The following is a 9,256-nucleotide window of genomic DNA, read 5'->3' as shown; positions in this document are numbered from 1 at the left end:
CTGAAGATGATCCCAGCCGCTGGCGCCAGAAGAGCTATGGCCCGAACAACTGGGGAGATGACAAGAATCCTCCCCCTCGAGGGCGGGGAGTATGTCAAAATGCGGCAAGAACCCTCGAGTGGTCGCGATGATCCCACCGGATGGATCCCCCCTTGCTTCTGTTCCTGCCTGGCATAGCCTCACCCTCGCCGCTGCCATCCAGAAGTTGCAGACCGATCCCGATCGCGGCCTCACCACTCAGCAGGTGATCCAGAGGCAGCGGGAGTATGGCCCCAATGAGCTGATCACCTCCTCTGGCCGTAGCTCCTGGCAAGTCCTGCTGGATCAATTCCGCAACGTCATGCTGCTGATGCTGATCGCCGTAGCGGCGATCTCAGCCACTTTGGACTTGCAAGAAGGCGAGTTTCCCAAAGATGCCCTGGCCATTTTGTTGATCGTTGGCCTTAACGGTGGCCTGGGCTATTTGCAAGAAAGTCGGGCGGAAAAAGCGCTGGCGGCCCTGAAAAAACTGGCCTCCCCTACTGTGCGGGTGGAGCGGGATGGCCTGTGGCAAGAAGTTCCAGCCAGCCAACTGGTGCCGGGGGATCGCGTGCTGCTGGAGGCGGGGGTGCAGATCCCAGCCGATGGGCGCTTGGCCGAGGCCGTGAACCTGCAGGTGCGGGAAGCAGCTTTGACCGGAGAAGCCACCCCTGTAACCAAACAGGCAGATTGCGTACTCCCGCCGGACATCGAGCTGGGGGAACGGCGCAACATGGCCTTCATGGGCACCGAAGTGATTCAGGGGCGAGGGATCCTCTTGGTTACTGCCACCGGCATGAACACGGAGCTGGGCAAGGTGGCGAAGCTGCTACAAACGGTGGAAAACGAGCCCACTCCCCTGCAGCGGCGCATGAGCCAACTGGGCAATGTGCTGGTGTCGGGATCCCTGGCTTTGGTGGCCCTGGTGGTGGGGATAGGGCTGCTGCAAGCCAGGAGTATGGCCCCTTTCACCTCGCTTCTGGAAACCTCCTTGAGCATGGCCGTGGCCGTGGTACCAGAGGGGCTGCCCGCGGTTATCACTGTCACCCTGGCTATTGGCACCCAACGCATGGTGCGCCGCCATGCCCTCATCCGCCGCCTGCCGGCAGTGGAAACCCTGGGATCCGTGACCACCATCTGCTCCGACAAAACCGGCACCCTCACGGAAAACAAAATGGTGGTGACCGACATCATTACCCCCGACCGCCATTACCACGTCAGCGGCACCGGTTACATCCCCAAGGGCTCCTTCTACTGCGGCGGCCAGCCCATAGATCCCGGGAGCGCCCCGGATCTGCAGGCCATCTTGCGGGCCGTGGTGTTCTGCAACGATGCCCTGTTGCAGGCCAGTCTCCAACCTGTTGCCGGGCGTAACCCTCGGTCTGCAGTTTCTTCCCCCCCTTCAACGCCCACCTGGTCCATCCTGGGGGATCCCACCGAGGCCGCCCTGCTGGTGGCAGCCGCCAAGGCCAACCTCCACAAAGGCTCTTTACAGGAGCGCTACCCACGGGTGCAGGAGCTCCCCTTCAGCTCAGAACGCAAGCGCATGAGCGTGGTGATCCAGGAAAACGGCGGCTATTGCGTCTACATCAAGGGATCCCCAGAGCTGGTGCTAGAGCGGTGTGATCGTATCCAGAAAGGGGGAACTTGGCAGGAACTGTCGGAAACAGATCGCCAAGCCATCCTCGGCACCAATAACCGCCTGGCCGCCCAAGGTATCCGGGTTCTGGGGGTAGCCACCCAGAGGCTAGAGCGGATCCCGGACAACGGGGAAGAGGTGGAGCACAACCTGGTTTGGCTGGGCTTGGTGGGGATGCACGATGCTCCGCGACCAGAGGCGCGAGAGGCCGTGGCCCGCTGCCGAGAAGCCGGGATCCGCACGTTGATGATTACCGGCGACCACCAACTGACAGCTGTTGCCATTGCCCGCCAGCTGGGCATTCTCGAGTCGGAGGATCAGGCGATTGACGGGCGTACCCTCTCCCGCTTGAGTTTCGAGGAGCTGCTGCAAACGGTACAAACCGTCAGGGTCTATGCCCGCGTCGCCCCCGAACACAAGCTGCGCATTGTCCAGGCCTTGCAAAAGCAAAACGAGTTCGTGGCCATGACCGGGGATGGGGTCAACGACGCCCCTGCCCTGCGCCAAGCGGATATTGGCATCGCCATGGGCATCACGGGCACCGATGTGAGCAAAGAGGCCAGCGATATGGTGCTGCTGGACGACAACTTCGCCACCATCGTGGCAGCCATTGAAGAAGGGCGAGTGGTCTACAGCAACATCCGCCGCTTTGTGAAGTACATTTTGGGCAGCAACATCGGTGAGGTGCTGACAGTGGCTGCTGCCCCCATCCTGGGCTTGGGGGATGTGCCGCTGACACCCCTACAGATCTTGTGGATGAACTTGGTGACCGATGGCCTGCCCGCTCTGGCCTTGGCTTTGGAACCGGCGGAGCCAGGGGTGATGCAGCGCCCCCCCTTCAACCCCAAAGAGAGCATCTTCGCCCAGGGGCTGGGAGCCTACATGGTGCGCATCGGCGTGGTTTTTGCCATCTCCACAATCCTCATGATGGCCATTGTGGAAGCCTACATCCCCCACTGGCGCACAATGGTCTTCACCACCCTGTGTATCGCCCAGATGGGCCATGCGCTGGCCGTGCGCTCCAACGAGAAGCTCACCATCGAGACCAACCCTTTTTCCAACCCCTACCTGCTGGGCGCGGTCCTGACCACTCTGCTCTTGCAATTGGCTCTGCTCTATGTGCCTTTCTTGCGCAGCTTTTTTGGAACAGAGGAGCTAAGCCGTACTGAACTTTTAATCTGCCTGGGTTTCAGCACCGTGGTCATGGTTTGGGTGGAGTTGGAAAAACTCTATTGCCGCTGGCGCAAGGGATCCCGCTGAATCTTCACAATTATTTTTCACAATAAAGCATCTTCACAATAAAGAGTCTCTCTCCCTACTGCACCCAGAAACAAAGCTTTGAGCCAAGACTCATTTCCCCAAAAAGCCACTCTTGAGGAATCCTGCCCATTGCATAGAGGCCATTTCCGCAAGTTAGCTGAGCTTCCCCTTTTGACCTCCAAGATAAGCTGGAAAGACTTGCTGGGATACTGTGGAAAGGGGGCAGGAATCTCTGGGTTCTATGCACAGAGAGCTATGGGCGGTAGGGAAAACGGTGGGCCTGGTGGATCCCTCTGGCCTTGCCTTTTGGCTGCTGGGATCCCTCTTCTTGGCTCTCCTGCTGCTTGGCGTCAGCCTGGGGGAAAGTCAGCCGCTTTCTGTCTTCAGAGGGATCCTGGGATCCCTTTCTCGAAGATTTCCCTTCCAACCTCCTAGAGGCACCCCCAGCCCAGAGGCTCGTTTTCGGGCAGCCTTGGAAGCCAGCTTGGATGCCATTTATCTGTTGGAGGCGGTGCGGGATCCCGTTACCCGCGAGATCCGCGACTTTGTCTTTGTGGATGTCAACGCCAAGGGGGAAGAGCTCATTTCCCTCCAGCGCCGGCAGATCATCGGCCAGCGGCTGTGCGAGCTGCTGCCCATCAACCGCTGGGGGGGCTTTTTTGAGAAATACAAGCGAGTGGTGGAAACCGGCATTCCTCTGGAAGAGGAGTTCCCCATTTCGGGGCAGCCGGGCTTGAAGGCCAGTTGGATCCATCACCAAGTGGTGCCGGTGGGCGATGGGATCCTCATCACCAGCCGCGACATCAGCGAGCGGGTCAAGATGGAGCGGGCTCTACAGGAAAGCGAGTCTCGCTACCGCGCCCTCTACGAGGCCATTCCCGACTTGATTTTTGAGCTCAGCGCCGAGGGAGTCATTCTTCATTGCAAGCCTTCCCCTTACGTTCCCACCCGACATCCGCCTGAGTTTTACGTGGGTTGCCGCGCCCAAGACGTGTTTACTGGCTCGCTGAAAGAGCAGTATCCATCTCTGGCGGAGGGGGCCTTGGTCAGCCAGACGCCGCAGTACCTAGAGTACGAAGTTGAGATTGAGCCGGGGATCCGCTGCTATCGGAGAGCCTGCGTTGTCGCTCACGGGAGAGACAAAGTTTACATCCTGGTGCGAGATATCACCGAGCGGAAACAGGCGGAGTTGGCCCTTAGAGAAATGGAAGCCACCCAGCGGGCCATTCTCCAAGCCATCCCCGACCTCATCCTTCGCCTGAATAGCCAGGGCATCTGCCTGAGTTTTATTTCCGGCGGCGATATCCATCTCTACACTCCAGCCGAGCAGCACTTGGGCCGATCCCCCCGGGAAATTCTGCCGCTGGAGCTGGCAGAGCAGCGGCTTTTCTATGTTCAGCAAGCTCTGGCCACCCAAACCCAACAGCGCTACGAGTACAGCATTGAAGTTCAAGGGGAGGTACGCTACGAAGAGGCCCGCATTGTCCCTCTCAACAGCCAGGAAGTCCTGGCAATCGTGCGGGATATTACAGAAGCCAAGCAGGCGGAGCTGGCCCTGAAGGCTGCTGGACAGCTGCAGCGAGCCATTCTAGAAGCCATTCCCGACTTGATCTTCCGCCTTGATAGCCAGGGCATTTGCTTGAGCTTTGTCTCGGGGGGCGAGGTTCTTCCCTATGGCTCACCCGACACCTACGTGGGCCGATCCCTGCAGGAGCTTTTGCCACCGGAATTGGCCGAGCGGCGGCTTTTCTTTGTTCAGCAGGCTATAGCTACCCAGACGCGGCAGCGCTACGACCAAAGCATCGAGATTGAAGGGGAGACCCGCCACGAAGAGGTGCGCATTGTGCCCCTCAACGCCCAAGAGGTGGTGGTGATCGTCCGCGATGTAACCGACAGGGTGCGATCCCAGCAGGCCGTCCAGGAAAGCGAGCAGAAGTTCCGGGCGCTGTTTGAGAATGCCGCTGTGGCCATCCTCATCCGCCATGCCGAGACCGGCGAGATCCTGGAGGCCAACTCCCAGGCCATTGCGGCCTATGGCTTCTCCAGTTTGGAGGAGCTGCGGGCCTTCGACACTTTGGAGCAGTCTCCCTATCGCCAGGCTCTTCGGGGCGGGGAGTTCTCGCTGCAGTCCTACTTGGAGCAAGCCCGCCAGCAGGGATCCGCCCGCTTTGAGTGGCAATGGCAGCGGCAGGATGGCCGAGTTGTCTGGGAAGACGTGTTTGTGCAGCCCGTTGTCTTGCGCGGGATCCCGTGTTGGGTGTTTACCGCGGTGGACATCACTGCCCGCAAGTCGGCAGAAGCGGAGCTGGAGCAGTTTTTCTCGGTGGCTCTGGATTTGCTCTGCATTGCCGATGCCCAAGGGTACTTTCGCCGTCTCAACCGCGCCTGGGAGACCACCCTGGGCTATTCCCTGCAGGAGCTCCAGAGCCGACCGTTTTTGGAGTGGGTTCATCCGGACGACCTCCCCGCCACGCAGGCGGCCATGCAGCAGCTTATCGAAGAAGAACAGCTGGATCACTTTGTCAACCGCTACCGCACCCAGGACGGCAGCTATCGTTTCATCGAGTGGCGAGCCTCTTTGGCCGGATCCCTGATCTACGCCGCCGGGCGGGATATCACCCTAGCCAAGCTGGCAGAAGAGCAGATGAAAGCAGCTAAGGAAGCTGCCGAAGCCGCCAGCCGGGCCAAGAGCGAGTTCCTGGCCACCATCAGCCATGAGATCCGCACCCCCATCAACGCCATTTTGGGGATGACCAGTCTACTCCTGGACACCTCCTTGGATCCGCAGCAGCAGGATTGGGTACAGACCATCCGCTATGGAGGCGAGGTGCTGCTGAACCTAATCAACGACATCCTCGATTTCTCCAAGATCGAGTCCCAAAAACTGGAACTGGAGGAAATACCCTTTTCCTTGCCGCAGTTGGTGGAGGAGCTGCTGGATCTGATGGCAGCCCAAGCCCAGAGCAAGGATCTGGAACTGGTGGCTTGGGTGGATCCCAACCTGCCGCCAACCTTGATAGGGGATCCCAACCGGCTGCGCCAAATCCTGGCCAATCTGCTCAGCAACGCCATCAAGTTCACCCCCCAGGGAGAGGTGGTGGTGACCGTCGAGGCCGGGGAGAGGGATCCCGAAAAGCAGTGGGTAAGCGTTCAGGTGCAAGATACCGGCATTGGCATTCCCCCCGAAAAATTGGATCGCCTCTTCAAGCCCTTCAGCCAGGTGGATAGCTCCATCAGCCGCCAGTTTGGGGGCACCGGCCTGGGCTTGGCCATCAGCCAGCGTCTCTGCCAGCTCATGGGGGGAGCAATCGGGGTGGAAAGTCAGCCAGGCCAGGGATCCACTTTTCGCTTTCGCATCCCCCTAAAGAGGCCAGACCAGGAGCTGTTGCCAACCGCCGCACCGGATCCGTGCTTGGCCGGCAAGCGGGTTTTGCTGGTGGAAGACAACGCCAGTCAACGGCAGTTGCTATCCCGACTGCTGAGCGCTTGGGGCATGGAGGTAACCTGTTGTGCCTTGGCGGCAGAAGCCCAGGCTGCAGTTAGAACTCGTCCTTTTGACCTGGCCCTTCTGGATGCCACCCTGCCAGACCGGGATGGCTTGACCCTGGCGGCTGACCTGCAGACAGCGCAACCCCGCCTGTTACCGCTAGTGCTGACGGGGCGCAACTTCATCTCCACAGCAGACCCTCTCCCCACTTTGGCCAAGCCGGTCAAAGCCTCCCAACTGCGGAAGCTGCTGCTGGGGCTTGTGGGAGAAAAAGCTCCTTCCTCCTTATCTTCCTCTCCCGCCGCTCCTCCCTCCATTTGGGACGCGACCCTGGCCAGCCGCTACCCGCTTCAGATCCTGGTGGCAGAGGATAACCCGGTTAACCAGAAGGTGATTCGCCTCATGCTGGAGCGATTGGGCTACCGGCCCGACATAGTCGGCAACGGTCTGGAAGCCGTCCAAGCTCTGCGCCTGCGACCCTACGATCTGGTGTTGATGGATATGCAAATGCCGGAGCTGGATGGTCTTGCGGCCACCCGTCGCATCCGCGCTGAACTGCCTCCTGAGCGCCAGCCTCGCATTGTTGTCCTCACGGCCAATGTGTTTTCGGAAGGCCGTGCTGCTGCCCAAGCTGCTGGGGTAGATGGCTACCTCACCAAACCCTTGGAGCCAGCCGCCCTAGTCCGGGTTCTTCAGGGATCCCCTCCCCTTCCCAAGCCGGCCAGCCAAGAAGAGGATCCGCCCCTCGACCCCGTTATCCTCGCCCAGATGCGGGCAGTCTTCAGCTCTCCAGAAGCCTGGCAGGAGATGATCCAAACCTACCGGCAGGACAGCGAAGCTCTATTGGGATCCCTGCGGCAGGCCCTAGAGCAGCGGGATCCCCAAGCCATTGCTCGGTTGGCCCACCGCCTCAAAGGCGGCAGCAGCACCCTGGGCGCCAAACGTCTGGCCGAGCTGTGTCAGCAGTTGGAAAAGCTGGCCCATGCCGAGCCAGCCAGTTCTGTAAAATGGGATACTATAGAGCAAGCCCTGCAGAAGCTGGAGGTGGCATATCGGCAAGTTATCCTCAGTCTCTGAGTGCAGAGCCTTTCTCCCTCTCCTCTCAATGCCTATGCTGAGGCCTAATCCCCACCCTCCGGCCAGCTCGCCGGCGGTTCCTGAGGCCCAGGCGGGATCCCCCTCTCCTGAAAAGAAGCCGTTGTTGTTGATCGCGGACGATGAGCCCAGCCAGCGACTCTTGGTTCGCTACGCCCTTGAGCGAGAAGGCTACCAAGTCCTGGAAGCCAGCAGCGGCGAAGTCTGTCTGCAGCTAGCCGCTCAACACCCAGTGGATATGGTCTTGCTGGATGCGGTCATGCCGGATGTGGATGGGTTTGAGTGCTGTCGCCGCCTCCATGCTCAAAACTCGGATCTGCCCATCCTCATCGTCACGGCGCTGGAAGATGAGTCCTGCGTGGATGAAGCCTTTGCTGCCGGGGCCAGCGATTACATTTCCAAACCCATTCGCTGGTCGGTTTTGAAGCGGCGCATCCGCCACCTGATCCAGGCCAGCCAAGCCCAACGCCACCTGCGGGAACTTAACCAAGCCCTAGAAGCCAAAGTGCAGGAACGTACCGCCCAGCTGGCCTGCCAGGTACAGGACTTGCAGCAGCTCAACCGCCTTAAGGATAGCTTTCTGGCCAGCGTTTCCCACGAGCTGCGCACCCCCCTCACCAAGATCAAGCTGGCCCTGGAGCTATTGGGCCGCTCCCCTCTAGACGAGAAGCAGCGCCAATACCACCGCATCGCTTTGGAAGAGTGTCAGGCTGAAATTGAGCTGATCAACAAGTTGCTGGATCTGCAGGGCCTGGAAGCCAAGGAGTTGGGCTCTGCGGCTGCCACCATCGATCTCCACAGCCTTTGCACAAGCCTGCTCGACGGGGTGCGAGAACGGGCTCAAGCCCGGCAACTGAAGCTGGAGATGGCAGAGCTGACCTCATTCCCGGCAGTGCTCTACAGCTACCCGCAGCGGCTAACCCTGATCCTGAAGGAACTGCTGGAAAATGCCTGCAAGTTTACCCAGCCGGGCGGAACCCTCCGCTTGGAGGTGCAAGCCTTTCCCGGTGGGGTTGAGTTAAGAGTCGGCAATACCGCCCAAATCGAGCCTGAACACCTGCCCCACCTTTTCGAACGCTTTTACCGTGTGCCTTCTGAGGATCCCTGGGCGCAGCCGGGCAGCGGCCTTGGACTGGCCTTGGTGAAGCAGTGGGTGGAGTATCTGCAGGGCCAAATCCGGGTCACCAGCCAGAAGGGATGGACTTGGTTTGTCCTTTGGCTGCCCAGCCTAGAGCCCTCCAACCGTTGACGCCCAAAGGCGGGTGGGAGGCAGCGATTGAGACTTTAGTGACCAACGACAGCAGCAGTCTCAGCAGTGGCAAAGGAGGTGCCACACCCACAGCTAGCTATTGCATTGGGGTTCCTGAAGCGGAAACCGCCCCCCAGCAGATCCTCGGAAAAATCGACGGTGGTGCCGCTGATCAAGGTCATGCTCAAGGGATCCACTGCCACCTGGATATCCCCAAAGTCGAAGGTATGATCGTCAGGGTTGGCCTGAGACTCGAAGTTCATCACATAAGAGAGGCCAGAGCAGCCGCTCGGCTTGACCCCCAGACGCAGGATGGGCTGGGATCCCTCTTTTTCGTACTTGCTGCGCAGGCGCTTCAACTCTTGGATGGCGCTATCGGTCAGGGTGATCATGACGAGAAGGCTCAAGGGTACGTTCTACTCCCCATCCTATCAAGGGTTTTTTCTCGGCCAGCGAGAGCATGACTCTAGTCAATAATAAGCTCAACTATACTGAAAATAATGTATAA

4 protein-coding genes are annotated in these 9,256 nt (G+C 59.7%); 3 read left to right on the top strand and 1 reads right to left on the bottom strand.

What is annotated here, in order from left to right:
- Positions 1 to 127 precede the first annotated feature (127 nt).
- The 3 genes from NW829_RS10720 (at position 128) to NW829_RS10710 (ending at position 8,748) form a co-directional block, all read left to right on the top strand.
- Positions 128 to 2,917, top strand: coding sequence for a cation-translocating P-type ATPase (locus tag NW829_RS10720; RefSeq protein ID WP_414417052.1), 2,790 nt, complete (start codon positions 128 to 130; stop codon positions 2,915 to 2,917).
- 241 nt (positions 2,918 to 3,158) lie between these two features.
- Positions 3,159 to 7,481, top strand: a complete 4,323-nt coding sequence (locus NW829_RS10715; RefSeq protein WP_414417051.1) for a PAS domain S-box protein — start codon at positions 3,159 to 3,161, stop codon at positions 7,479 to 7,481.
- Positions 7,482 to 7,515: 34 nt separating this feature from the next.
- Entirely contained in the window at positions 7,516 to 8,748 is a 1,233-nt protein-coding gene (locus NW829_RS10710) for a response regulator (RefSeq protein ID WP_414413629.1), read from the top strand.
- 35 nt (positions 8,749 to 8,783) lie between these two features.
- Here NW829_RS10710 and NW829_RS10705 read toward each other — a convergent pair whose 3' ends face one another.
- Positions 8,784 to 9,155, bottom strand: coding sequence for a HesB/IscA family protein (locus NW829_RS10705; protein ID WP_238376723.1), 372 nt, complete (start codon positions 9,153 to 9,155; stop codon positions 8,784 to 8,786).
- Positions 9,156 to 9,256 lie beyond the last annotated feature (101 nt).

This window comes from Synechococcus sp. R55.8 (assembly GCF_047461895.1).
Lineage (GTDB): Bacteria > Cyanobacteriota > Cyanobacteriia > Thermostichales > Thermostichaceae > Thermostichus.
This window is presented reverse-complemented; position numbering and strand designations above follow the sequence as displayed.

Bases quoted from the DNA above. Each gene is read 5' to 3' on its own strand.
- NW829_RS10720 (WP_414417052.1), top strand. From the start codon at position 128: ATGATCCCACCGGATGGATCCCCCCTTGCTTCTGTTCCTGCCTGGCAT.
- NW829_RS10715 (WP_414417051.1), top strand. From the start codon at position 3,159: ATGCACAGAGAGCTATGGGCGGTAGGGAAAACGGTGGGCCTGGTGGAT.
- NW829_RS10710 (WP_414413629.1), top strand. From the start codon at position 7,516: ATGCTGAGGCCTAATCCCCACCCTCCGGCCAGCTCGCCGGCGGTTCCT.